This window comes from Haladaptatus sp. SPP-AMP-3 (assembly GCF_049568665.1).
Taxonomy (GTDB): domain Archaea; phylum Halobacteriota; class Halobacteria; order Halobacteriales; family Haladaptataceae; genus Haladaptatus; species Haladaptatus paucihalophilus.
Map to the genome: position 1 here is coordinate 153,532 of NZ_CP145897.1, position 24,790 is coordinate 178,321.

At 63.5% G+C, this 24,790-nt stretch carries 24 protein-coding genes; 9 read left to right on the forward strand and 15 right to left on the reverse strand.

Going from position 1 to position 24,790, the window contains the following annotated elements:
• Positions 1-54 precede the first annotated feature (54 nt).
• The 4 genes from V5735_RS01115 to V5735_RS01130 all read right to left on the reverse strand — a co-directional run bounded on the left by V5735_RS01115 (position 55) and on the right by V5735_RS01130 (position 2,899).
• Positions 55-540 carry a GNAT family N-acetyltransferase gene (locus tag V5735_RS01115; protein ID WP_423744677.1) on the reverse strand — a complete coding sequence of 162 codons (486 nt, stop codon included), beginning with the start codon at positions 538-540 and terminating at the stop codon, positions 55-57.
• An 84-nt stretch (positions 541-624) separates the two neighbouring features.
• On the reverse strand, positions 625-897 hold the full coding sequence (locus tag V5735_RS01120; RefSeq protein WP_423744678.1) for a C2H2-type zinc finger protein: 273 nt from the start codon (positions 895-897) through the stop codon (positions 625-627).
• Positions 894-2,264, reverse strand: coding sequence for a hypothetical protein (locus V5735_RS01125; RefSeq protein WP_423744679.1), 1,371 nt, complete (start codon positions 2,262-2,264; stop codon positions 894-896). Before V5735_RS01125 ends, V5735_RS01120 begins: the two co-directional genes overlap by 4 nt.
• 101 nt (positions 2,265-2,365) lie before the next feature.
• The gene (locus V5735_RS01130) at positions 2,366-2,899 is read right to left on the reverse strand and encodes an Rrf2 family transcriptional regulator (RefSeq protein WP_423744680.1); all 534 of its coding nucleotides are present in this window, start codon (positions 2,897-2,899) and stop codon (positions 2,366-2,368) included.
• A gap of 148 nt (positions 2,900-3,047) precedes the next feature.
• On the opposite strand from V5735_RS01130, the gene rocF reads away from it, so the two are divergent.
• A complete protein-coding gene (rocF, locus tag V5735_RS01135; protein WP_423744681.1) occupies positions 3,048-3,968 on the forward strand; it encodes an arginase in 921 nt (306 codons plus the stop codon).
• Between the two features lie 300 nt (positions 3,969-4,268).
• Here the strand turns inward: rocF and gyrA are convergent, their stop codons facing one another.
• The 3 genes from gyrA to V5735_RS01150 all read right to left on the reverse strand — a co-directional run bounded on the left by gyrA (position 4,269) and on the right by V5735_RS01150 (position 9,443).
• A complete protein-coding gene (gene gyrA, locus V5735_RS01140) occupies positions 4,269-6,761 on the reverse strand; it encodes a DNA gyrase subunit A (RefSeq protein ID WP_423744682.1) in 2,493 nt (830 codons plus the stop codon).
• Positions 6,758-8,674: a DNA topoisomerase (ATP-hydrolyzing) subunit B gene (gene gyrB / locus V5735_RS01145; RefSeq protein ID WP_423744683.1), complete on the reverse strand. Its 1,917-nt coding sequence runs from the start codon at positions 8,672-8,674 to the stop codon at positions 6,758-6,760. The genes gyrA and gyrB overlap by 4 nt, the downstream gene beginning before the upstream one ends.
• 100 nt (positions 8,675-8,774) lie before the next feature.
• Complete coding sequence (locus tag V5735_RS01150; protein ID WP_423744684.1) at positions 8,775-9,443, reverse strand: hypothetical protein; 669 nt, start codon at positions 9,441-9,443, stop codon at positions 8,775-8,777.
• A 230-nt stretch (positions 9,444-9,673) separates the two neighbouring features.
• Here V5735_RS01150 and V5735_RS01155 point away from each other — a divergent pair, with 230 nt between their 5' ends.
• The 3 genes from V5735_RS01155 to V5735_RS01165 all read left to right on the forward strand — a co-directional run bounded on the left by V5735_RS01155 (position 9,674) and on the right by V5735_RS01165 (position 13,463).
• The gene (locus V5735_RS01155; protein ID WP_423744685.1) at positions 9,674-12,091 is read left to right on the forward strand and encodes a DNA topoisomerase VI subunit B; all 2,418 of its coding nucleotides are present in this window, start codon (positions 9,674-9,676) and stop codon (positions 12,089-12,091) included.
• Positions 12,088-13,182 carry a DNA topoisomerase IV subunit A gene (locus V5735_RS01160; protein WP_264780769.1) on the forward strand — a complete coding sequence of 365 codons (1,095 nt, stop codon included), beginning with the start codon at positions 12,088-12,090 and terminating at the stop codon, positions 13,180-13,182. Before V5735_RS01155 ends, V5735_RS01160 begins: the two co-directional genes overlap by 4 nt.
• A gap of 71 nt (positions 13,183-13,253) precedes the next feature.
• Positions 13,254-13,463 (forward strand): hypothetical protein, encoded by a 210-nt coding sequence (locus V5735_RS01165; RefSeq protein WP_423744686.1) that lies wholly within the window; start codon positions 13,254-13,256, stop codon positions 13,461-13,463.
• Positions 13,464-13,469: 6 nt separating this feature from the next.
• Here the strand turns inward: V5735_RS01165 and V5735_RS01170 are convergent, their stop codons facing one another.
• The 4 genes from V5735_RS01170 to ligA all read right to left on the reverse strand — a co-directional run bounded on the left by V5735_RS01170 (position 13,470) and on the right by ligA (position 17,304).
• On the reverse strand, positions 13,470-14,324 hold the full coding sequence (locus tag V5735_RS01170; protein ID WP_423744687.1) for a zinc ribbon domain-containing protein: 855 nt from the start codon (positions 14,322-14,324) through the stop codon (positions 13,470-13,472).
• An 83-nt stretch (positions 14,325-14,407) separates the two neighbouring features.
• Positions 14,408-15,157: an MBL fold metallo-hydrolase gene (locus V5735_RS01175; protein ID WP_423744688.1), complete on the reverse strand. Its 750-nt coding sequence runs from the start codon at positions 15,155-15,157 to the stop codon at positions 14,408-14,410.
• Positions 15,154-15,450, reverse strand: a complete 297-nt coding sequence (locus V5735_RS01180; RefSeq protein ID WP_423744689.1) for a YkvA family protein — start codon at positions 15,448-15,450, stop codon at positions 15,154-15,156. Before V5735_RS01180 ends, V5735_RS01175 begins: the two co-directional genes overlap by 4 nt.
• 207 nt (positions 15,451-15,657) lie before the next feature.
• Positions 15,658-17,304 carry an ATP-dependent DNA ligase LigA gene (ligA, locus tag V5735_RS01185; protein ID WP_423744690.1) on the reverse strand — a complete coding sequence of 549 codons (1,647 nt, stop codon included), beginning with the start codon at positions 17,302-17,304 and terminating at the stop codon, positions 15,658-15,660.
• A 121-nt stretch (positions 17,305-17,425) separates the two neighbouring features.
• Here ligA and V5735_RS01190 point away from each other — a divergent pair, with 121 nt between their 5' ends.
• Complete coding sequence (locus V5735_RS01190; protein ID WP_423744691.1) at positions 17,426-17,902, forward strand: hypothetical protein; 477 nt, start codon at positions 17,426-17,428, stop codon at positions 17,900-17,902.
• Positions 17,903-17,928: 26 nt separating this feature from the next.
• A complete protein-coding gene (locus tag V5735_RS01195; protein ID WP_423744692.1) occupies positions 17,929-19,431 on the forward strand; it encodes a hypothetical protein in 1,503 nt (500 codons plus the stop codon).
• On the opposite strand, the gene psmB is transcribed toward V5735_RS01195, so the two are convergent.
• The gene (psmB, locus tag V5735_RS01200) at positions 19,428-20,162 is read right to left on the reverse strand and encodes an archaeal proteasome endopeptidase complex subunit beta (RefSeq protein ID WP_423744693.1); all 735 of its coding nucleotides are present in this window, start codon (positions 20,160-20,162) and stop codon (positions 19,428-19,430) included. The genes V5735_RS01195 and psmB overlap by 4 nt on opposite strands.
• A 76-nt stretch (positions 20,163-20,238) precedes the next feature.
• Positions 20,239-20,418, reverse strand: a complete 180-nt coding sequence (locus V5735_RS01205; protein WP_423744694.1) for a hypothetical protein — start codon at positions 20,416-20,418, stop codon at positions 20,239-20,241.
• A gap of 282 nt (positions 20,419-20,700) precedes the next feature.
• On the opposite strand from V5735_RS01205, the gene V5735_RS01210 reads away from it, so the two are divergent.
• The 3 genes from V5735_RS01210 to V5735_RS01220 all read left to right on the forward strand — a co-directional run bounded on the left by V5735_RS01210 (position 20,701) and on the right by V5735_RS01220 (position 22,003).
• Positions 20,701-21,369, forward strand: a complete 669-nt coding sequence (locus V5735_RS01210; protein ID WP_423744695.1) for a helix-turn-helix domain-containing protein — start codon at positions 20,701-20,703, stop codon at positions 21,367-21,369.
• A gap of 105 nt (positions 21,370-21,474) precedes the next feature.
• Positions 21,475-21,753, forward strand: coding sequence for a HalOD1 output domain-containing protein (locus V5735_RS01215; protein WP_423744696.1), 279 nt, complete (start codon positions 21,475-21,477; stop codon positions 21,751-21,753).
• Positions 21,754-21,793: 40 nt separating this feature from the next.
• Positions 21,794-22,003 carry a hypothetical protein gene (locus tag V5735_RS01220; protein WP_423744697.1) on the forward strand — a complete coding sequence of 70 codons (210 nt, stop codon included), beginning with the start codon at positions 21,794-21,796 and terminating at the stop codon, positions 22,001-22,003.
• Between the two features lie 64 nt (positions 22,004-22,067).
• On the opposite strand, the gene V5735_RS01225 is transcribed toward V5735_RS01220, so the two are convergent.
• Positions 22,068-23,786 carry an adenine deaminase C-terminal domain-containing protein gene (locus V5735_RS01225; protein ID WP_423744698.1) on the reverse strand — a complete coding sequence of 573 codons (1,719 nt, stop codon included), beginning with the start codon at positions 23,784-23,786 and terminating at the stop codon, positions 22,068-22,070.
• The gene (locus tag V5735_RS01230) at positions 23,783-24,736 is read right to left on the reverse strand and encodes an MBL fold metallo-hydrolase (protein WP_423744699.1); all 954 of its coding nucleotides are present in this window, start codon (positions 24,734-24,736) and stop codon (positions 23,783-23,785) included. Before V5735_RS01230 ends, V5735_RS01225 begins: the two co-directional genes overlap by 4 nt.
• Positions 24,737-24,790: the final 54 nt, after the last annotated feature.

Genomic DNA, 24,790 nt, shown 5'->3' on the forward strand with positions numbered 1-24,790 from the left:
CGGAGGGTTTCGTGTCTTTTGGTTTGCGGGCCGAAAACCGACGGTTCGGTGTTTTCATTCGACCGATATGTCCCGCCGCATCTCCACGCACGCGAGTTCGACGCCGCCGGTCACCTCGTGCGTCACCGTCGAAATCCGCTCGTAGCCGTGTCCCTCGTAGAAGGGAACCGCGTTCAACGAGGCGTGGAGGCTCAGCGAATCGACCCCCGCGTCACGCGCCACCGATTCGAGGTGCGAAAGGAGCGCCGAACCGACCCCGTTCCGCGCGTAGTCGGGGTGGACGTACACCGCCGAAACTACGCCGGAATCCAGTTCGACGCGGCCGAATCCGGCGAGTTCGCCGTTTCCTTCGGCCACGGCGACCGACTCCGATTCGTTCCGTATCGACTCCAGATACGGCGCGCTCCCGAACGGGTGTTCCGCCCAGCGTTCGACCTGCTCCTCGTGATACCGTTCCGTACCGAACGCCCGGATCGACGCACAGCGAAGGTCGAGAATCGGCTTGGCATCGGCTTCCGTCGCGCGACGAATCGAGGGCATGGAATGCGAGACGACGGAGTGAACCCTAACGGTATCGGCGAAAACGGTGGTCGCTCATCGGCACCCGACCGGCGGCCGACGGAACTAGGAGACGCCGATGATGGCGTAGATGAACAGGAACCCGAAGTACAGCAGGACGAGGACGCCGAGCGCCTTGAGACGGAAGTGTTTGAGTTCCGCTGTCTCGGTTTCGTAGGCGTCGTAAAACGCTTCCACCTCGTCTTCGGGCAGTTCGTCCCCGTGCTCTAACCCGCGGTGGAGGACGAGGTACTCCTCTTTCCGAAACGGGTGGCCGCAGTAGGCACACTCGTGGGGCGATTCGCCGGACGGAACGCTGTAGTCTGTCGTCGTGGTCATGGTGGTGTGAGCGTCGGTTGCGAGACTATCCACATGCTCGTCATCGTGTACAGTATCATTACGGCGACGAGCGGATACTGACTCCGTATCGCCTGTAATCGGCTCGGAAACACGTCGTACGCCGTGGCGTGAGCCACCCATACCGCGAGGAGGTGACCGAGCAAGACGAACGCCATGTTGACGGCTCCGAACCACGCAGGCAGAACGATATAGACGGCCTGTGGCGGGTCGAACGGACTCGACAGCACGCCCAGCAGGGTCGGCGACAGCGAGAGGAAGTAGCTTACGTAGTGGGCGAGGTGGTAGCCGATCGCGATGGGCAACAACGAGGGCGCGAAGCGACGGGCGATGGTGGCAGGTGTGAGATAGGTGTCCGCGGTGCCGCGGGAAAGTCGCGTTGCGAGTCGGTACGCGCCGAGGAAGAGGCCGTATCCGCCGAGCAGTGCCGTGAGGTACGCGGCGGTCAACGGGATTCCGGCGTCGGCAACGGGTCGCGCGACGTCCGACCAGAGCGGGGTCGAGACGAAGCCGTCGTAGGTCGTCACCCAGAGGATGGCGATGACGAACCCCACTTCGTCGAACCCGGTGACGAGTTTCGTCTCGGTCAGGCGCGCACCCGGCAGTTGGAACTCGAAGCCGGTTTCGGTGCGCCGGAACGGAGCGACCCGGCCGTAGTAACGAAACACGCGGGCGATGGGGTCCACCGTCCCGAACCAGCGGTCGGTGCCGTACCACAGGGTCCCCGCGATGGTGACGACGCTGTAGAGGACGATGATGTCCGCCAGCATGTCGGGTTTGTCGGCGAGCGGGCTGATGACTTCGAGCCAGACGAGCGCGAGCAATCCGGCGACGCTGGGCCACGCGCCCAGTTTCTCGGGATACCTCGCGTCGCGGGACGGCAGGAACTCCCCGACCGTTCGCCACGGGTTGAACGCGGGCCACGTGTTGCCGACGACGTACACCGATATCGTGTACGCCGCCCACCACCCGACCCAGACGGCGAGGATGGCGAGGTTTTCTCGGGGGGTTTTCGGACCGAACCATCCGGCGGCGACGATGCCGACGAGGGCGACGATGCCGACGACCTTCGTCACGGTGCGGAGTTCGTCGGCCGACCGCGACGTGAACCGCTGCCACTGGTGTATCGTTCGGATGAACGACCGGTCGGTGACGAAACTGGCGAGCAGGAACGACGCGCTCACCACGCCGCCGCCGGTGAGAATGAACAGCCAGAGCGGGACCGAGAGGGATTTCGAGGACCCCTGCAAACTTGCACCGTGCGCCAGTGCGTGGCCGGACAGGGAAACCAGAAGCCACAGCACGGCGACCAGACGGGTCGAATACCGAATTGTCGTTCGGCGGTGCATCGGTGGCACTAGGGGCGTCCGCGGATAATAGTTTCCGAAAGCGAACGGCAGGCGTCAGAGCGGAGAGAGCGAAAAAGTGAAACGTCGAATCCGACCCGTCTCTAGTGGTTCGGCTCTTCGGTCGGCGCTTCCATCCGGTTTATCTTCAGGATGAGGATGTTCCGAGTGTCGTCCTTGCCGTCGACGGCCCCTTCCACGACGAGTTTCGAGAGGGGCGTCGGACCGACTTTCACCTCGTCGCCCTCGTGGAAGTCACGGACGGAGCCGCGGAGGTGAATCTCGGCGCGGCAGAGTTCGGGGTGGTGAACGCTCGTGAGGTCTATCTCCTCGATGTTGCTCTGTTCGACCGGTTCGCCGTCGTGTTCGAGGGGAACCTCGGCGGCCGTGTCCAAATTCTGGATGTCGAGCGCTTCGAACGCCGTCGCGGTCGGTTTGTACCCGCCCTTCGGACCGGGGACACCCTCCACGAGCTGGAGCGCTTTGAGGCTCTGCATCTGGTTTCGAATCGTACCGGGGTTGCGGTCAACCTCTTCGGCGATGTCCTCGCCCTTGACTGCATCCTCGGTTTCGCGGTGCAAGTTTACCAATGCCGTCAGTATCGTCTCCTGACTAGGCGTCAACTCAATACTAGACATTACTCGAATCTTGGTAATTGATTTCCTTAAATCCGCCGAATATGGTGGGAGAATCGCGGTACCTTACCCGTCGGAACTCCGTCCTTAAATAGAGTTCCATCCGGTCGAAAGGGAGCTTTTGAAACCCCCCCGACCCGTCCGTTCGATCATGACGAAACCCGTCCAGATAATCGGGGCACCGGTCGACTACGGCGCGAACCGACGTGGTGTGGACATGGGACCATCCGCGATTCGCTACGCGGGGCTGGCCGAAGAGCTTGCCAATGCCGGTGTGACCGCCATCGACTCCGGCGACCTGACCGTGCCGCGAGCCGAAGAACGCGACCCGGAAACCGAGGAGCCGAGGGAGGGCAAAGCCAAGTTCCTCCGCGAGACGGCGGACGTGTGTTCCCGCCTCGCCGACGAGGTGGCGGACGCCATCGACGACGACGCCTTCCCGCTCGTCCTCGGCGGCGACCACTCCATCGCCATGGGAACGCTCGGCGGTGCGGCCCGCGACGCCGAAATCGGTGCCATCTGGTTCGACGCGCACAGCGACTTCAACACCCCGAAGACCTCCCCGAGCGGGAACGTCCACGGCATGCCGCTCGCGGGCGCGCTCGGCATCGACGACTTCGCGGATACCGACTGGGCGAACGCCCCCGGCTTGCGCGCCGAGAACGTCGTCCTCGTCGGCCTCCGGAGCGTGGACGACACCGAAGTCGACGCCATCCGAGAGAGCGGCGTCACCACCTACACCATGTCCGACGTCGACGAACACGGCATCACCGAAATCGTCGAGGAGGCCCTCGACATCGCCACTGACGGCGTGGACGGCATCCACGTCAGCTTCGACATGGACTGGCTCGACCCCAAGGAAGCGCCCGGCGTCGGGACGCCGGTCCGCGGCGGCGTCAGCTACCGCGAAGCCCACTCGGCCCTCGAGACCGTGGCGACGCGAAACGAGGCGGACGGCATCCTCCGGTCGCTCGAATTCGTGGAAGTGAACCCGATTCTGGACGAACACAACGAGACCGCCACGCTCGCCACCGAACTCGCCGCGAGCGCGCTGGGGAAGCGCATCCTATAGCACCTTTTGCCGCGAGAGCGCGGCAGAGCCGCTCTCTCTGGCAAAATCTGCACCAAAAGCCTCCTCTTTCATTTCGATGGCAGACGCGCCGCGCGTCTGCCATCTCCATTCAGTCGTCGGCCCGGAAAAATCTCCGATTTTCCGGCGAGAATGCTAGCGACGAGCGGTTGCGTCGATTTCGTAGCCTTGGTGGCTGTGAAGATTCCGATTTCGGCGGCCGCGAAAATTCCGCTAATTCGGTGGTCGTGCTGACGAACGACCCGAATCCTGAGAAAATGTGTCCGAAAAATCAGGGAGTCGCTACTCGTCCGCGACCGGTTCCGATTCCTCGGCCGTCTCGACGTCGTCCGGGATCGCTTCCGCGGCTTCGGCGGGGATCACGTCCACGCTCGCCACGCGGTCGTCCTCGTCTACGTCCATCACGGTGACGCCCATGGTGTTCCGGCCGACCTCCGAGATGTCTTCCGCCCGGATGCGCATTATCTGGCCGCGCTCGCTCATCAGGACGAGGTGGTCGTCCTGGATGACGGTCTTTATCTCGGTGACGTGGCCGTTTCGGTCGCCCGTCTTGATGTCGATGAGTCCCTTCCCGTTGCGGGACTGGGAACGGTACTCGGTGAGTTTCGTCCGCTTTCCGTACCCGCGCCGGGTGACGGTGAGGAGGTCGTCAACGTCGCCGTTCGCCGCGACCATGCCGACGACTTCGTCGTCGTCCAGTCGAATGCCGTGAACGCCGCGGGCGCTCCGACCCATCTCGCGGGCCTCCGTCTCGTCGAAACGGATCGTCATCCCGTTCTTGGTGGAGACGAGCAGGTCCTTCGTGCCGTCCGTCACCTTCACGTCCACGAGTTTGTCGCCGTCTTCGAGTCGGGCGGCGATGATGCCGGTCGAGAGGATGTTCTCGAACTCCTTCGCGGCGGTCCGCTTGACGTATCCCTGCTGGGTGACCATGCTCAGCGACTCGTCCTCCTCGAACTCGTCCGTCGTGATGACGGCGGTGATGTCCTCGCCCTTGTCCAAATCGAGGATGTTGACGGCCGACTTGCCGCGCGCCGTGCGCGACATCTCGGGTATCTCGTAGGTCTTCAGGCGATAGACCTGTCCGTGGTTCGTGAAGCAAAGCAGGTAGTCGTGCGTGTTCGCGCGGAACACCTTCGAAACCGTGTCGTCCTCCTTCACGTCCGCGCCGATGATACCCTTGCCGCCGCGCCCCTGCGCGTCGAACTGTTCGATGGGCATGCGCTTGACGTAATCCTGCTCGGTGACGACGACGAACACGTCCTCCTCGGCGATGAGGTCCTCGCGGGTGACTTCCGAGGTGTCCTCCACGATTTTCGTCCGCCGTTCGTCGGCGTACTTCTCCTTCATCTCCAGCAGTTCCTCCTTGATGACGCCCAGCAGTTCCGACTCGTCGCCGAGGATGGTTTCGAGGCGTTCGATGCGCGCCGTCACGTCCTCGTATTCGGCCTCGATTTCCTCGGATTCGAGCGATGTGAGACTCCCGAGTTGCATCCGAACGATGTGTTCGGCCTGCTTCTCGGAGAAGTCGAACGTTCCTTGGAGCCCCGACCGAGCGCCGTCGCGGTCGTCGGCGTTGCGGATGAGTTCGACCACGTCGTCGATGTTGTCGAGCGCGCGCAGTCGGCCTTCGAGGATGTGCGCCCGTTCTTCCGCCTCGTCGAGTTCGAACTCGCTTCGTCGCCGAACGACGTCGCGGCGGTGGTCCAAGTAGTGCTGAAGCAGTTCCTTCAGAGTCAGGACTTTCGGTTGGCCGTCGACCAGCGCCAGCGAGATGATGCTGAACGTCCGTTCGAGGCGGTGGTTCAGCAGTTGGTTCTCGACGACCTCCGGAATCGCGTTCTGCTTGAGTTCCACCACGACGCGAATCCCGTCGCGGTCGGATTCGTCGCGCAGGTCGCGGATTCCCTCGATGGTGCCGTCGTTGACGTGGTCGGCGATTCGTTGGATGAGCCGCGCCTTGTTCGTCTGGAACGGCAGTTCGGTGATGACGATGCGGTCGTCCTGCACCTCGTACTCGGCGCGGACGCGGAGGCGTCCCCGGCCGGTTTTGTACGCCTGGTGGATGGCGTTTCGTCCGACGATGTTCGCGCCGGTCGGGAAGTCCGGTCCCTTGACGTACTCCATCAGGTCCTCGACCGTCGCGTCCGGGTTATCGATGAGTTCGACCGTCGCGTCGATGACCTCTCCCAGGTTGTGCGGCGGGATGTTCGTGGACATCCCGACCGCGATACCGGACGACCCGTTGATGAGGAGGTTCGGCACCGCCGACGGGAGGACTTCCGGCTCCTCCAATCGCCCGTCGTAGTTGGGCTTGAAGTCCACCGTGTCCATCTCGATGTCGGCGAGCATCTCCTCGGACAGCGAGTCCATCCGCGCCTCGGTGTATCGCATCGCCGCTGGCGGGTCGCCGTCCACGCTGCCGAAGTTCCCCTGTCCGTCGATGAGGGGATAGCGCATGGAGAACGTCTGTGCCATCCGGGCGAGCGCGTCGTAAATCGACTGGTCGCCGTGCGGATGGAAGTCGCCCATGGTGTCCCCGACGATGTTCGAGGACTTGCGGTGACTCGCGTTGCTCGTCACGCCCGACCGGTGCATCGCGTAGAGGATGCGCTTGTGCACGGGCTTCAACCCGTCGCGCACGTCCGGGAGCGCGCGACCCGCGATGACGGACATCGCGTAGTCGATGTAGCTCTGTTCCATCTCGTCCTCGACGCGGACGCTCTTTACCTTCTCCGCGACTTCGTCGGGGAGGTCTGATGTGTCTGAACTCATATATCGACCCACTCCGCTTCGGTGGCGTGGTCCTGAATGAACTGTTTGCGCGGCCCGACGGCGTCACCCATCAGCACCGAGAACATCTTGTCCGCCGCCGCGGCGTCCTCGATGGTTATCTGCTTCAGGATGCGGTTTTCGGGGTTCATCGTCGTCTGCCACAGTTGCTCCGGGTTCATCTCGCCGAGTCCCTTGAACCGCTGGACTTGCGAGGGGTTGCCGTCGCACTTCTCCTCGATGATTTCGTCGCGTTCCTCCTCGGTCATCGCGTCGTACGTCTTGCCGCGGTAGCGGACGCGGTACAGCGGCGGTTGGGCGGCGTACACGTAGCCCGCCTCCAACAGCGGTCGCATGTACCGGTAGAGGAGCGTCAGATAGAGCGTTCGGATGTGCGCTCCGTCCACGTCCGCGTCGGTCATGATGATGATTTTGTGATAGCGCGCGTCGTCGATGTCGAACTCCTCGCCGACGCCGGTGCCGATGGCGGTGATGAAGTTTCGAATCTTCTCGTTCTCCAGCACGCGGTCGAGACGGTGTTTCTCGACGTTCAGCACCTTGCCGAACAGCGGCAGGATGGCCTGGAACTCGCGGTCGCGAGCCTGCTTCGCGGACCCACCCGCCGAGTCGCCCTCGACCACGAACAGTTCGGACTTCGTGGGGTCGCGCGACTGGCAGTCGGCGAGTTTGCCCGGGAGCGCGCTCGATTCGAGCGCGCTCTTCCGGCGCGTGAGTTCCTCCGCCTTCTTCGCGGCTTTCCGGGCCTTCGCGGCCTCGACTGCCTTGCTGATGATGGCCCGTGCGGTGTCCGGGTGTTCCTCGAAGTAGACCGACAGTCCCTCGTGAACCGCGCTTTCGACGATACCGCGGACTTCGCTGTTTCCGAGTTTCGTCTTGGTCTGCCCCTCGAACTGCGGGTCCGGGTGTTTCACCGAGATGACCGCGGTCAACCCCTCGCGGATGTCCTCGCCGCGGAGGTTCTCGTCGAGGTCGCCCAGCATGTCGTTGTCGTTCGCGTAGTCGTTGACGACGCGGGTGAGGGCGGTCTTGAACCCGGTCAGGTGGGTACCACCTTCGCGGGTGTTGATGTTGTTGGCGAAGGCGTGAATCGAGCCCTGCAGCTCGTCGGTGGCCTGCATCGCCACTTCGACTTGGATGTTATCGTCCTCGTCCTCGAAGTAGATGACCTCGTTGTGGAGAGCGGTTTTCGTCTCGTTCAGATATTCGACGAACTCCCGGATGCCGCCGCCGTAGTGGAACGTATCGCCCTTCTCCTCGTCGCGCTCGTCGGCGAGCGTGATTTCGACGCCGGAATTGAGGAAGGCGAGTTCTCGCAGGCGGTTTTCGAGCGTGGAGTAGGTGAACTCCGTCGTCTCGAAGATTTCCGTGTCGGGCCAGAACCGCTGGTATGTGCCGGTTCCCTCGTCGTCGCGCATGTCTCGAACGCGCTCCATCTCCCCCGCCGGGTTGCCGCGCTCGAACGTCTGTCGCCAGACGGCACCGTCGCGTTTCACCTCGACTTCGAACTCCTCCGAGAGAGCGTTCACCACGGAGATACCGACGCCGTGGAGACCGCCGGACACTTGGTAGGACTTGTTGTCGAACTTCCCGCCAGCGTGGAGGACGGTCAGGATGACCTCCAGTGCGGGCATGTCGTACTCCTCGTGACGGTCTACGGGAATCCCGCGTCCGTCGTCCGCGATGCTCACGGAGTTATCTTCGTGAATCGTTACGTCGATACTGTCACAGTAACCGGCTAACGCCTCGTCGATGGAGTTGTCCACCACTTCGTAGACGAGGTGATGTAACCCACGAGAGTCGGTAGAACCGATATACATTGCCGGTCGTTTTTGAACGGCCTCGAGCCCTTCGAGAACCTGTATCTGCCCGGCGCTATACTCATTTCCGTCGCTCATAAATTCTGATTTTTAGTAGGGAGGCACCACTGATAAAGGTCACGCACGCGCGCGCGGTGCGAATTAAAATCATCCACCCGCTCTTTTTCATGTCACCTCGTCAGGAGAGAGAAAGATCGAACCGCCACGTCGATTCCGAGTCGTTTCGCCGAAACGCGCGAGCGAACTCGTACGTCCCGGCGGGGAAACAGGACGCGTTCTCCGGGTGGTTCCACAGTCGATACGTTTCCCGCCGCGTTTCGCCACCCGCGAGAGAAATCGACCGTTCCGCGTCCGGCATTCCCCTCGCAAGCGTCCGCGCGTCGGGCTGCCAACAGCCGTCGGTCCGGTTCCAGCCTTCCCCCTCGCCGACCAGCAACAGACGAGCGTCGCCGTTCGATTTCGACCCCGTGACGACGTTCAATCCACGCGGGAGCGTGTACGAGAGCGTGACCGACGCCGACGTTCGATTGCGGAGCGAGAACACCACTTCCGCGGTGTGGTCGGCGGTTATTTCCGACTTCGAGAGGTCGATTGCGGCGGAGACGTCGCCCGCTTCGAGCGTCCCCGCGTCCGAGACCGTGACCGTTCGGTTCGGGCCGTCCTCCGACCCGGATTCGGTCGCGGTTCGCGTTTCGGCGGTCGTGCGCGTTCCGGTCGCGGTTCGCGTTTCGGCGGTCGTCCCCGTCGATTCGCTCGAGGACGAATCGGTATCGGACGACCCGCCGAGACAGCCCGCGAGCGTGCTCACGCCGGACAATCCCGCGGCGAGGAATCGTCGTCGGTTCATGTTTCGACCATCGTGTTCGGGAAGGAAAGCGACACCGATGACTCAAACGACGATTTGAGATACTTCGAAGAAAACCAACCGACGCACGGCGGTTCGAGCGGGAGAAATCTCGGTGTCGAAATCGGCAAAAGGGGAATTCGGGATGGAGACGGCGCGTCGGCTTCACTTTCACTTTCACTCCACCCCATCGGCGCAGTTTTAACGTCCCCGACGATAAATACGTCCGAAGAATGCCTTCGATGCAGTCTACGCTCGGCGACGAGGGGATCGCCGAAGAGTTGGCCGAAAGCCAGCGACAGATCTCCATCGCCGAGTTCTTTGAGAAGAACAAGCATATGCTCGGCTTCGACAGCGGCGCCCGGGGGTTGGTCACCGCCGTCAAGGAGGCGGTCGACAACGCCCTCGACGCCTCCGAGGAAGCCCGATTGAAGCCGTTCGTCCGCGTGAAAATCGAGGAAGTCGGCGACTACTATCGCCTCATCGTCGAGGATGAGGGGCCGGGGATTACCCGCGAGCAGATTCCGAAAGTGTTCGGGAAACTGCTCTACGGGTCGCGGTTCCACAAGCGCGAGCAGTCGCGCGGGCAGCAGGGTATCGGCATCTCCGCCGCCGTCCTCTACTCCCAGCTGACGAGCGGGAAGCCCGCCAAAATCACGAGCAAGCCGAAGGGAAGCGACCGACAGCGCTACTTCGAACTCATCATCGACACCGACGAGAACGAGCCCGAGATTCAGTCCGAATCCGACACGCCGCCGGTCGGCAGGGAACTCGTCGGGACCCACGGCACGCGCATCGAACTCGAAATGGAGGCGAACATGCGCGCCCGCCAGCAGCTCATCCGGTACATCAAACACACCGCCGTCGTCAACCCGCACGCGAAAATCGTCTTCGAGGAACCGGGAATGGAAGACGGCGAAGAGATGGTGTTCGAACGGGCCGACGGCGCGAGCCTCCCCGCCGAAACCGAGGAGATTCGCCCGCACCCGCACGGCGTCGAGCTCGGGACGCTCCTGAAGATGCTCGGGAGCACCGACTCGCACAGTATTTCCGGGTTCCTGCAGGAGGAGTTCACCCGCGTCGGAAAGAAGACGTCCGAGAACGTCATCGAGAACTTCCGCGACCGGCACTTCGGCCGGGAAGCCGCGTGGCGAGCGCCCCAAGCACACGAGAAGGTCGACATCGAGTCGGCCGTCGAGGACGCGGTGGCGAACAAGGGTGCCGAGGCGACCGACGCCTTCGCGGCCGCGGTCGCGGAGAAGGCCGCCGAGAGCGACCGAATCTCGCACCACCAACTGCGGGCGATCATCGCCGTCGCCGCCGACGAAATCGAGGCGGAGTTCGGAACCTCGTTCGGCGCGACGGTGCAGGAAAACGCCCTCGATGCGGCGTGGGCCGCGGTCACCGACGACCGCGTGACGGACCTGTACGAACTCGTGGACGACGCGACGAGCGTCCGGAAAGACGACGAGACGGTTCGCGCCCTCGCGGAGCGAATCGCCGCGAAGTTCGAGAACGAGGACGGCCGCGACCGCGCGACCGAAAAACGGCTCGAAGAATACGTCGGCCGTGCGGCCGACATGACCGAGGAGCGCGAGGACGCGACCATCGGAGAGACGGCCCGCGAGAACGTCGCCGATGCCATCTGGGACTCGATGGTGACGGTTCCCGACGACGTGCCGAAGGTCCGCGAAGTGGGGGACAGCCGCGATATCGCGAGCGAACTCCTCGACGCGATGAAGGAGACGGACATCATCTCGCCGCCGACCAACTGCCTGTCGCCCATCACCGCCGACCTCGTGGAGGCCGGACTCCGAAAGGAGTACGACGCGGACTTCTACGCGGCCGCGACCCGCGACGCCGACGTTCACGGCGGTGACCCGTTCATCGTGGAGGCCGGAATCGCCTACGGCGGCGACCTACAGGCCGAGGGGTCCGCCGAACTGCTCCGCTTTGCGAACCGCGTCCCGCTGGTCTACCAGCGCGGCGCCTGCGCGACGACGGACGTGGTGAAATCCATCGGCTGGCGCAACTACAACCTCGACCAACCCGGCGGCCGCGGCGTCCCGAACGGCCCGGTCGTCATCATGGTCCACGTGGCGTCCACGAACGTCCCGTTCACGAGCGAGTCGAAGGACGCAATCGCGAACGTCCCCGAAATCGAAGACGAAATCGAACTTGCGATTCGGGAGGCGGCCCGCGAACTCAAATCCTACCTCAACAAGCGCCAGTCGCTCAAGAAGCGCCAGAAGAAACAGAACGTCATCGCCACAATCTTGCCCGAAATGGCCGAGAAGCTCTCGGCCGTGACTGGCCGCGAGGACCTCGAAATCGGCGACTCGCTGGCGCGCATCATGAACAACGTGTTGGTCGAGCGCGAGGTCGAGGGGGACACCGTGAAACTCGTCGTGGAGAACCACGGTTCGACGAACGAATCGCCGAAACTGACGGACATCGTGGCGACCAAGCCCGAGAACCTGTCCGACGGCGCGAGCGCCGTCGAGATGGACGGCGAGTGGTTTGTGACGTGGGAACCCACCGTCGGGAGCGGTGAGGAATCCGTTCTCGAATATCACGTCGCCGAAGAGGTATCGTTCGACGCCGTGACCGTCGAAGGAATCGAAGACGAACGACTGACCAACAACACATGAGCGCAGACAACGACAACGCAGACGCCCAAGCGAAACTCATCGACCTCGCCGCGGAGTTCTACGACCAGTTCGCGGGCGGGCAGATTCCCGAGATGTCCATCCCGACCCGGACGAAGAGCAACATCGAGTACGACGAGGACGCGAACGTGTGGGTGTACGGCGACCGGAAGAGTACCCGGAGCGCGAACAGCGTCCGCGGGGCCAGAAAGCTACTGAAAGCGGTGTACACCATCGACTTCCTCACGAATCAGTTGGAGGAAGACCGCTCTTCTACCCTTCGTGAGTTGTACTACCTCTCGGAGTCGTGGGACGCCGACGAAGCGCAGTTTTCCACCCAAGACGAGTCGAATCAGCTCATCGAGGACTTGGAAATCGTCTCGGAGGTCACCCGCGAGGACTTCCACATGCGACCGGAGGAGTCCGGCGCGAAGGTGATGGGTCCGCTGCTCCTCCGGGAGCAGACCAACCGGGGCGACCGGGAGATTCACTGCCAGGACGACGTGGGACAGGGCGGGTATCAGATTCCGAACAACCCGGACACCATCGAGTTCCTCGACAACGACGCGGATTTCGTCCTCTGTGTCGAGACGGGTGGGATGCGCGACCGACTCGTCGAGAACGGGTTCGACGAGGAGTACAACACCATCATCGTCCACCTCGGCGGCCAACCCGCGCGGGCGACCCGCCGCCTGACGAAGCGACTGCACGAGGAACTCGACCTGCCGGTCACGGTCTTCACCGACGGTGACCCGTGGAGTTACCGCATCTACGGGTCCGTCGCCTACGGGTCCATCAAGAGCGCGCACCTGAGCGATTACCTCGCCACGCCCGAGGCGAAGTTCATCGGCATCCAGCCGAAGGACATCGTGGAGTACGACCTCCCGACCGACCCGCTGAGCGATTCCGACAAGAACGCGCTCGAAAGCGAACTCGAAGACCCTCGCTATCAGACCGACTACTGGGAAGAGCAGATAGAACTCCAACTCGATATCGAGAAGAAGTCCGAACAGCAGGCGCTCGCCTCCCACGGACTCGACTTCGTGACCGACACCTACCTCCCCGAGCGGCTCTCGGACATGGGTATCATCTGAACCGACGGTCGCTTTTTCCGGATTCCCCCGTCGAGAGAATTCTTTCGCGTGACGAGTAGATAGTCTCATCAATGGTCGGTTCGTACGAAACGCGCATGCCGAATGGGCTGAACCTGAAACTGACCGGCGTCGGCGCGATGATTTGCGGTGTGGTCTGGGTGTTGACCACGTATTCGGTACGGGTCTCGAACCCGTTTCTGGCTCGACTCGCGGGCGTGGTCGGTGTCGGCCTCGCCGCGCTTGCAGTCGTCGATGCGCTGGACGGCGGCCTGTCGGACTGACCCCGCTCAGACGAATTCGGTTTCGGCGGTCCCGGTAGCGTCGGCTTTGACTCCGGCACCTCCGGACTCGAAGTCCCCGCGAGCGCACGAGCGACAGTAGTGGTTGTCGCCCTCGTTGACCGTCCGCACCGGGATTCCGGCGACGTACGTGCGTTCGTGGTAGGTTCGCTTGACGCCGTTTCCGACCGGTTCGGCACAGACGGAACAGGGCGTAGCCGGTCCGAAGACCGTCTTTTCGTCCGTCGAACGGACTCGGCCGAACGTCGTCGGCGATTTGAATCCGGGGACGAACTGCGGAGCGAGCGAGAGCGACGTGGCGGCCAAGACGAGGAACGCGAGTCCCACGCCGGTCGAGAGCAGCCCCATCGTCGTCCAGAGGATGACGACGCCGACAATGGCGGCGAACACGCCGAAAAAGGAACTCACGAGGAACCCGATGGCGCTTTTCGCCGACCAGCCGGTCGAAACGCCCTCGTTTTCGAAGTACTCCTCCGAGCCGTCCGCACGCAGTTCGATTCTATCCGCGCCCGGCGAGTAACAGTACCACGCGTAGAGCAGGTTGCCGACGCCGCTGGTGGACATGAGCAGGAGGATGTGGAGGGGAATCGACCCGAACCCGCGGTTCACCATCACCACGCGCTCGCCGTAATCGTGTTTCACGTCCCACCCTTCGACCGTGAGGTCTTCGACCCGGCGGCGAAATTCGGGGTCCTGCGGATGGCGGGTGCCCGCACCGTGTGTGTAGCGGCGACCGTCACCCGCCGCTCCGACCGCACTCCCGCATTGCGAACAGAACGAATCGCCGGGGGAGAGCGCCGAACCGCACTGCGAACAGAAGTTGGAGGTTCCGTGGGGACGCATGGGAGAACCATCTCGGCCGCGGGGCAAGAAGATTGTGTTGAAGTGAACGGTTCGAATCGATGAACGAATCCCCGTTCCGATTTTCAGTGCTCGTCCAGCGCGACCGCGATACCCCTGTTCTCGACGTCCTCCGCGAACGCGGACGAATCGGTTTCGAGTGCGTCGAACGTGTCGTAATGAATCGGCACCACGAGGGCCGGGTCGAGGTCGGCGGCCAACGCGGCCGCCTCGCGCCGGTCCATGGTGAAACTGCCGCCGATGGGCGGGAGGAAGACGTCCACGTCGAGCGCCCGGTGGCCCGAGAGCGCGTCGGAGTCGCCCGGCCAGAAGACGGTCGTCCCGTCGAGCGAGAGCAGGTAGCCGATGCCGAATCCCTTCGGGTGGAACGGCTCGCCGCCGTCCCCGGTGTGCGGGCCGTCCTCCTCGTTGTATCCCGGAATCGACCACGCGTCACAGTCGCCGACCGTCAGATGGTCCTCCTCGCCGATTCGCACTACGTCGTAGGGTAATTCGGACGGCGGGATCACGTCCCGACCGATAGCGTCCGCGTCCACGCCCTCGTAGACGACGACCGTGGCGTCCTCGCCCGCGACGCGCTCGATACCGTCCGAATCGTAGTGGTGGTCGTGGGTGACGAACACCGCGTCGCCGTCCGCCGCGCGGTAGTCCACCGGGTCGGGGTGTGCCGCGTCGGGGCTGTCCGGTTCCCACTCGCCCGTCAGCACGCCGTACCGTCCGGGGTCGATGTACGCGACGAAGCCGTCCGCGGTTTCGAGGCGCACGGTCGCGTAGCCGAACCACTCCACCGTCACGTCGTCGTGTCGAACCGTCATGCGTTTCGATAGGGTGGGTTTGGAAGAAAAGCGTTCGGGTGGCGGCCGAATCGGACGACGGCGTATCGGAGCCGGAGTCCGACCGCGACCCAACAGAGGAGAATCACCGCGGCGATAGCCCATCCCACCACGCCGTCGCCTTCCATCCGGTTTCCCGCTTCCGCTCGCGCGTCCGCCATCGCGTCGTCGGGAATCCCGTGTCGGGCGAGGAACACGCCGACGGGTACGAACACCATGTCGTCGACGTAGCCGAGGATCGGAATGAAGTCGGGAATCGGGTCGATGGGACTCACCGCAAGTCCGACCGTGGCGAGAACGACGGCCTTCGAATACCACGGCGTCCGAGGGTCGCGACCCGCAATCGCCAGCGCCGTGACCCCTGTTCGAGTTCCCGCGCTCGCTCACGCCAGTCGAGCATCGTTCGCGTGCTAGTAGCGTGAGGAAGTAATCATTTCGCCCGAAAAGGGGGGAAAACCGCGAGCGACCGCCGACTCGCTCGTCTACTGCATCGCCGCGAGGCGTTCGATTCGTTCCAGCGAGTCGGCGCTCTCCGGCGTCTTGTCGTCGCGCACGCCGAGGAATCGGGGAAATCGGAGGGCGAATCCGGACGAGTAAGTCGGCGACTCCTGTATCTCCTCGTAGCCCACTTCGAAAACGACTGCCGGAGATATTTCGACCGTTTGGCCGTCTTGCGTGGCGATGTGAGGTTCGAGCAGTTCGGTCAGTTCGGCCAACTCCTCGTCCGTGATGCCCGTCGCCACCTTGCCGAGGGTTTCGAAGTCGCCGTCCTCGGTCCGCGCGGAGAGCAGGAATGTCCCGAGGAAACTCGCCCGGCGGCCCTCGCCCCACTCCGCGCCTGTCACAACAAGGTCGACCGTCTCCACGTCGGGTTTCCGTTTCCGCCAGTTCTTCCCGCGGCGCCCCGGCGAGTAGGTCGAGTCGGGGTCCTTGAGCATGATTCCCTCGTGGCCCGCGTCGAGCGCATTGGCCTCGATGTCGGCGATGTCGTCCTCGTCGCCCGTGACGGTCAGCGCGGACACGCCTCCGGACAGAATCTCCCGCAGTCGGTCGTGGCGCTCGGCGAGCGGCGCGGTGAGCAGGTCCTCTCCGTCGGCGTGCAGGCAGTCGAACGCCCGGAGTTCGACAGCGACTTCCTCTCGGGCGCGGGCCACGTCGTGCTTGCGGCGGAACCGCCGGAGCACCTCCTGAAACGGGAGGGGTTCGCCGTCGTCCATCGCCACGACTTCGCCGTCCACGATGGCCGGTGCGGCGAGGTTCTCCTCGGCGTACTCGACGATTTCCGGCAGCGGGTCAGTCACGTCCTCCATGTTCCGCGAGAAGATTCGGACGTCCTCGCCGTCGTAGTGGAGTTGCACCCGCGCGCCGTCGAACTTCCACTCGACGCCCGCCTCCTCCCAGTCCTCCAGCGCGTCCGTGACGGTGCCCGCTTGCGCCAGCATCGCCTGCACCGGCCTGCCGACTTCGAGTTGCAGTTCGTCCAACCCGTCTTCGCCCTCCGATTCGGCTACGCGGGCGACCCACCCGTAGTCGTTCGACACCTGCAATGCCCGCTGGACGGACTCGACCGGCACGTCGAACGCCGCCGCGATGGCGTCCCGAACCGTCCCCTCGCCGACGCCGATTCGCATCTCCGAGAGGACGAGACGGGCCAGATACCGCGCTTCGTGCGATTCCGTGCGGTTGAACAGCCCGAACAGGATGTCTATCTTCGTGTCCTGACTGCCCGACCCTTCGGCGTTCGCCAACGCGTCGAGTTCCGTGGCGACTTCCGCGACGGTCAGTTCGTCCCGTCCCCCGCCGAAGGCGGCGAGTCCCTGCTGGCCGCCGAACTCGTAACTCGCCGCCACCGCGCCGATATCGCCCATCTCGGCGAGGCGGTCCTCCACGTCGTCCGCCGAGACGTTCTGCCCCGCGGCGCGGGCGATGGCGGTGTAACACAGGTTCGGCCCGATGTCGAGCGTCGTGGAATCCCACGCCGGGAACACCCGTCCCTGCACGAACCGGCCCAGTACTTCGAGGTCGTCGTTCGCCGACGAGAGGAGGTCGGTGACGGCATCGATGATGTCGCTATCGGCACTCAATTCCTCTATCTCCGCGGCCGTGTCGGCGAACTCCCCGAACTCCATTATCGGCCGTTGCCGTCGGTCGGAGTTAAGCCTACGGCTTTCGATTTCGGGGGCGTTCGTGACTCAAACACTCGTTTTACCGTCCCGATATTTTATGGATAAACACTTCGGGGTGGTACGCATGCGACGCCGCGAACTGCTCGTCTCGACCGGGGTTGTCGTAAGCGCAGGTTGTCTCGGGAGCTTCGTGGGCGGGCGATGGTCCGAGGGACACGTTCGTGGCGTGGATTTCTCCGTCCAGAAATCTACCGCGGATACCGAGGTAGACGCACCGCCGACCGTCGAATTTCGGCCCGGATCGAATCGGGTCGTCGTCACGGGAGCGCTTTGGGTCGGTTCTAGCTCGTGTAACGAGGCGAAATTGGACGACGTTTCGTACCACGAACGGGACGGGAGACTCGATGTCTCTGTCACGTCCGGTGAGAAGGACGGCCTGCTACACGACGTCCCGTTCCTGCCGGTCGGCTGTACGGCGGACATGTCCGCGGACGCGTACGAACTCGTCGTCACGTTCCGCGGTTCGTTTCCGAAAACCGTGGTCGCGGTCGAACGCGACGGCGAACCGGAACGAACGAAGGCGACGAAGCCCGTGGATTGAAGCGTCTGGCACTCTCACCCCCTCGCATGACGTCCGACCTTGCGTCGCAGGTAAAAGACGTGGCGACGGTAGACAGGGAGGAGTTTCAAGCTCGTGTCGAGGAGGACGCAGAGGTCATCAAGCGAGAACTCGAAGACGGGACGTTCGACAACCCGCAATCCATCGTCGGGTTCGAGTACGAGTTCTACGCGGTGGACGCGGAGACCAAAGCGCTCTCCCGCGTACCGCGGCGACTGCTTTCGCTCATCGGCTTCGAGAAGGAACTCGGTCTACACAACGCCGAGATGTCCACGAGTCCGCAACCGCTGAACGAACACGGCTTGGCCGCACAGGAGGCGGAGGTGAAAGCCCGCCTCTCGGCGGCGGAAGCGCGGACGGGCGCGGAAGGAATGCGCCTCGTCAGCGACGGCCTGTGGACGATTCCGCCGACCGGCGAGACGGCCACCCGGTATCTCACCGACGGCGTGGACGATAACGGCGTTCAAATCGCGTCGAACATGAGCAACTCGGTGCGCTATCACGCGATGGCGAACACGGAGGAGGCCGTCGGGATGGAACTCGACGCGCCGCACGTCTCGCTCTCGGCGAAGACGGTCATGCCCGAGAGCCTGATAACGTCCATCCAGCCCCACTATCAGGTGCCACACGCCCGCGACTTGCCGACCTACTTCCAGTACGCGGTTCGAATCGCGGCCCCGATGTTGGCGCTCGGGGTCAACTCGCCGTTCTTCCCGCCGGACCTGTACGACGACGTGCCGCCGGAGGAAATCGTGGACGAGGCGTGGATGGAGAACCGAATCCACGTCTTCGAGTCGGTGTTGAACGCGTTCGACCCCGGGAAAGTGCGCTTCCCGGAGGACATCGATTCCGCGGCGGACGCCATCGACAACATCGCGGCGGACCGGACCATCGTCCCGATGCCCGTCTCGCGATCGAACCGCTTCGACGACGAGTTCGCCCACTTCCGGCTGAAACACGGCACCTACTGGCGGTGGGTGCGCCCGGTCTTCGGCGGTTCGACGCGCGCCGACGCGAACGCCCGCATCGAGTTCCGCCCCATCGCCGCCCAGCCGACGGTCCGTGATTCCATCGCGTTCCAGGCGGCCTTCGCGGGGCTGTTGGAGAGCACCTTCCGCCGGGAGCACCCGGTGCACCACCTCGATTGGGTGGTCGCGCGGGACAACTTTTACGCCGCCATGCGCGACGGACTCGACGCCGACCTGTACTGGATAACGAACGACGGCAAGGAGACGACGGAGACGGACGACCTGTTCGCCGACCTATTCGCACACGCGAAGGACGGCCTGCAAGCGCGCGGCCTCTCGGACGAGCAGGCCGCGAAGTATCTCTACCCGCTCCGACAGCGCGCCCGCCACGGCGTGACGCCCGCTGGATGGAAGAAACGAGAAGTTCGGGAACGGCTGGACGACGGCGAGACGCTCGCCGATGCGGTCAGCGGCATGCAACGCGCCTACATCGACCAGCAAAAGGAGACGTTGCTCGACGGCAGTTTCACCGACTGGGATTAGAGTACGTCGTCGAAGTCCTTGTGACCGGTGATATCGACGCCTTCCTCGGTGATTTCGGCGAGGAACACGCCGTTACCGCTGCCCGTGTCGCGCTCGACGGCGCTCTTGATACCGCGGGCCGCGACCGTTTTCGCCTCCTCGTTCGAGAGACCTTCCTCGTAATCCTGTTCGAGGACACCGTAGGCGAGTTGCATCCCGCTGCCCGTGACGGTATAGTCGTCGGACATGACGCCACCGGCGGGGTCGAGGCTGTAGATGTGCGAGCCTTCCTCGTCGATACCGCCGAGGATGGGCGAGACCATGAAGAACGGACCGCCGCGGAGCATGTTGCCCGCGAGCGTCGAGAGAGCCTGCATGCTCATCTGCTCGCCGCGTCGGGATTCATAGAGGTTGGACTCGATGCGCATCGTTCGGATGAACGACTGTGCGCCACCGACGGACCCGGCCATCGTCAGGGCCGCCGTCGGGTGAATCTGCTCGACCTTCTGGACGTTCTTGTTGGAGACGAAACGTCCGGCGAGGCTGGCGCGCATATCCGTCGCCATGACGACGCCGTCGGCGGTCGTGAGGCCGATGGTCGTCGTTCCGGTTTTGTTGATGTTCTCCATGTCCTTTTTCGAGTACTCGTTGTCGGGGAGCGAGCCGATTTCCGGCTCGTATGGACTCGTATCGTTACCGTTCAGGCGCTCCAGATTACGCGAGAAGTCGGAACCGTGCATTGGAGTACGCATTACCCGAACGTAATCCGTCAGCACTGATAAAACCAACCCTTCCGGGGTGTAACGAGGGATAAAACGAGCGGCTATATCAGGGCTGTGCGTCCTTCGTCTTCTCGTAGGACGTCGCCAGGGACGCCACTACTCGGTGCATGGGAAACGGAACCCCTGCCCGTCGAGCGACGAGAGCGACCGGAAGCAGGCAGATTCCGGCCAAGACGCTGAGCTGGTACAGGGCAAACAGTGTCGCGCGTCGAATCGGTTCGAACATTGCAACTTCACCCGGGGCTGAGCCACACCCGTATAAATAGATTATTACCATAATAATTATATAACTATTTATAACGAAGAAGAACCGCGTCCCCGTCTTGCGATTCAACCTTGTTTGTGGAGTGTCCAACTCGATGTGAATTCGCGGGGGTCGAACGCGGTGGTCACGGCGTTCCAACGCCGTCAATATGCGTAAGTTATGCGCATCATCATCGTCTCGTGCGCGGTTGACCCCACGCGAATGGCCGAAAGGATTGACGCACGCCGTACCCTATTGTCCCTCGTGAACGTCGTCGTCGAACTACGACTCCCGCATGACGAGTTCGCACTCGGGGAGTTGTTCTCGTATCGGTCCGACATCCGTATCGAGTTGGAGCGTATCGTGCCGACGCGGGAGTGTTCGATGCCGTTCGTCTGGGTCGCCACGGACGACACGTCATTTCTCGCCGATATCACGCCGGAGACACCGGCGCTCGAATCCATCGCCGTCCTCAGCAAAACGGAGAACGGGGCGCTCTGCCGCCTCGTCTGGTCGGATTCGGCAGAGGGTATCCACGAGATTCTGACCGGACAGGACGCGACGCTCCTCGATACCGTCGGGAACGAGGAGGGCTGGCTGTTCCGGATTCGGTTCCCGGACCACGACACGACCACGCGATTCCGAGAGGCCTGTGACGAACGGTCGATTTCGTACGAAGTCCGGCGCATCTATCCCGTCGACGAGTTTCCGACGAAACGATACGGATTGACCGACGAGCAGCGGGAAGCCCTCTCGACGGCGTTCGCATCGGGGTACTTTCACGTTCCCCGCGAGACCTCGCTCTCGGAACTCGCCGAAGCGCTCGATATTTCGCCGCAAGCCGCGTCCGGTCGCCTCCGACGGGGATTGGAGCGAATGCTCGAAGCGACGTTGTTGCCCCGCAGCGACTCGGTGGAATCACGGGAGGGGTAATAAAGACATGAACCACGAAACCCCAAACATTCCGTTTATGGTACGCCTCCGAACAAAGGATGCGAGCGATATCGTTTTCCGTGCGAGCGCAAGGAGGTATTTGACATGAGCCGGGAGTCGAACGAGCATCGGACGCCCCTCTACGAGACGGTTCACGAGGGGGGTCCGATAGCCGAGACGGTTATCGACGCTATCGCCGAAGTGACTGACAGCAGTTCGACGGAGATAGAACCGCTGTACGAGAGCATCGACCCGGACGCACTGGAGGACCTGTTCGGCCGTCACTCCGAGAAACGCGTCCCGAGGCGGGTCGAGTTTATCCACAAAGAGTTCGCCGTCGTCGTCGAACGAGACGGACGAGTCACCATCTACGAGTCGACGTAGCGCCCAGTACGCTTTTGACCGTGTTCGGCGTATTCGCCCCATGCCAGAGAACGAGTACGACGTGTACCTCGTCCCGAGTGGCAAACGGGGGAGAGATCAGAACATCGTATCGCCGGTCGAAGGCGACGAACTCGAGTTCTACGACACGGGGGTTTGGCTGCACCGAAAAGGCGGGAGAAACTTCTTCCCGTACGACCAGATTCGAACGATTCGAGAACACGGGGGAGAGGAAGTAGAAGCGAGCGAGTAGGCGAGAAAGGAAAGAGTCGAAGGAGTGGGAGAGAGCCGAGAGAAATGTCGAAAATACCCGCCGACTATTCAGGCGTCAGGCCGACGATTTCACGCGAGAAGATGTCGGCGTAGCCCGAGAACGACAGTTTTAGCGAGGGGACGCCGGGGAAGGTTAGCGTCTGAATCCCGATCATCGGCCGTTCGACGTCCGTGCCGAGGCTTCGGAACGCGCTCTCGATGGCGGTGTACAGCTTCGCCGTCTCCTCCACTTCGAGGTCCGAACAGACGCCCGCGATTCGAGTCGGGAGTTCGGCAACCACGTCGCCGTCCCTGACAACCGCCCAACCGCCGCCCATCTCGTTGACGTGGGCGACGGCGCGTCTGAGGTCCTCGCCGCTCCCGAGCGCAAGCACGCCGGGCGTTTCCCAGACGAGGCTGGTCGCAACCGCGCCTTCCACCGGGCCGAAGCCGGTCACGAAGCCGGTGAAACCGGTTCCGTCCCCGTCCGGGTGCCGGTTGAGGAGGGTGACTTTCAGCAGGCCGTCTTCGGGCGCGGCGACGAGTCCCCCGTCCTCGACCGCCGGTCGAACCCGCGTCTCGCCCGAAATCAGGCCTTCGCGGTACTCGACGGCGCGAACCTCGCCGTCGTCCGCTACGTCGGCGGGCACGCGGAACTCCTCCGGGTCGGTGCTGACGTTCACGCTGTCGTAGAAGTGGTCCGGATACTCGTAGGAGCGCGGGGCGACGGTCGTCTCGTGGTTGTTGTAGACGACCTCACCGCCGTTGATGACCGTGGTGACGTTGACGGTTTCCAGGTCGTCGATGAGCAGGATGTCGGCGATGTTACCCGGCGCGAGCGACCCGAGGTTCGGCAGGCCGAAGTGCCGGGCGGGGTTGAGCGTCGCCATGCGGATGGCGTCGGCGGGCGCGACGCCCTCCTCGATGGCTCGGCGCACCACCACGTCCATGTACCCCTCGCCGATGAGTTCGCGGGGCCACATCCCGTCGGTCGAGAGCGATATTTCGGCCGCACCGATTTCTTCGTACGCTTCGCCGACCGCCGCCATGTCGTCCCGAATCGACCCACAGCGACCCACGGCGTGGATGCCGTTCTCGACGCGCTCGATGATGTCTTCGCCCGTTATGGACTCGTGGTCGTCGTCCACGATGCTGGCGAACGCTTGGAGTTTCTCGCCGGAACAGCCAGCGCCGTGGCCGGTGACGGTCTTGCCTTCGAGGTGGGCGCGCTCGTACAGTTCCTCCGTCGGCGAGTCGCGGCCGACGGCGTGAATCCAGTCGGTTTCGCCGACGCCGACGACGCGAGCGTCGCCGAGGAGGTCCGTCAGCGATTCGGCGTCACCCCGCGCCGGTTCGAACGTGTCGATGAGGGGTTGGGGAGGGACCGTGGCGAATACCCGAATCGGGAGGTAGGAGGTCGCGGCGAGCAACTGTTCGACCCCCTCCGCGCCGAATGCGGGGCCGAACCCGGAAACTTCGGTCACGACCGTCGTCGTGCCGCCTTCGAGGGCGTAGTGGTAGGCGTTCTCGAACGTCTGGTGGAGGTCGATGTGCGTATGTGCGTCGATGAAACCGGGGGTGACGACGCGGTCGCTAGCGTTGACGACCGTCGTCTCGTCACCTATCGACTCGGTGCCGTCCTCGGGCAGCGCCGCGACGCGATTGTTTTTGACCACGACGTCGCGCGCCTGAAACTCGCACAGTTCCGGCATGAGGACGCGACCGTTCCGGATCACGAGATCAGCGGGTTCGTCACCGAGCGCGACAGGTTGCAGTTCGTTCATTGAGTTACTCCTTCGTACACGACGACGCCACCTTGTTCGTGTCGGTTCACTTCGCCCCGCTCTTCGAGCACGTCGAGGTGTCCCACCGCCTCGCTCATTCCGGGGAAGTACTCCGTCGCGGGAAGGTCGCCGAACAGTTCGGTCATCACGTCGAACGCAGTCGTCGGGCCGTCGACGAGCGCGCGAACGTTCTCCGTCCGCTCCTCGTGTGCGGCGAGGATTTCGTCGATTCGGCCCGCGGGGTCCGTTATCTCCTCGCGGTGGCCCGGAAGGAGGTAATCGAGGTCCCGGTCCCGGAGCGCCGAGAGCGAGCGATTGAACGCCGGGAGGACGCGCGGACGACGGCCGCCTTCTTCCGCGGGCGGTTGGAGGAGCGGGTTCGGCGTGATGTCGGCGAGCACGTGGTCGCCGACGATGGCCTTCGATCGTCCGTCGTGCTCGAACGTGAAGATGGTCTCGCCGGACGAGTGGCCCTGCACGGACTCCGCGGTCAGTTCGACGCCCTCGACGGTGACGGACTCGCCGTCGTCGAGTTCGAGGTCGGTTTCGACGCCTGGGGCCACCGAGAGGTAGGCTTCCGGCAGGTCGGTGACCGTTTTGGCGGTCGTTTCGGCCATCCCACAGCGGTCGAAGAAGTCGGCGAAGTACTCCTGTTCGTACGTCAGTCGGTCGCCGAAGTCCCGGACGATGGCGGCCGCTTCGGTGCTGGCGACGATGCGGGCGCCCGATTCTCGAAGCCGTTTTGCCGACCCGAAGTGGTCGGGGTGGGGGTGCGTGATGAGCACCTGTTCGATGTCCGCGGGGGTGAGGTCGTGTCGCTCCAATCCGTCGAGCAGCGCGGTCCATGCTTCCTCACTTCCCGGACCCGGGTCGACCAGCGTCCGCCCCGCGAGATAGGCGTTCACCGGTCCGATTTGAAACGGCGTCGGAATCGAAAGCCGCGTAAACATACATTCGTCCTTTCTTGGCCCGCGGTAAAACCGTTTTTGAACCGACACTCCCGC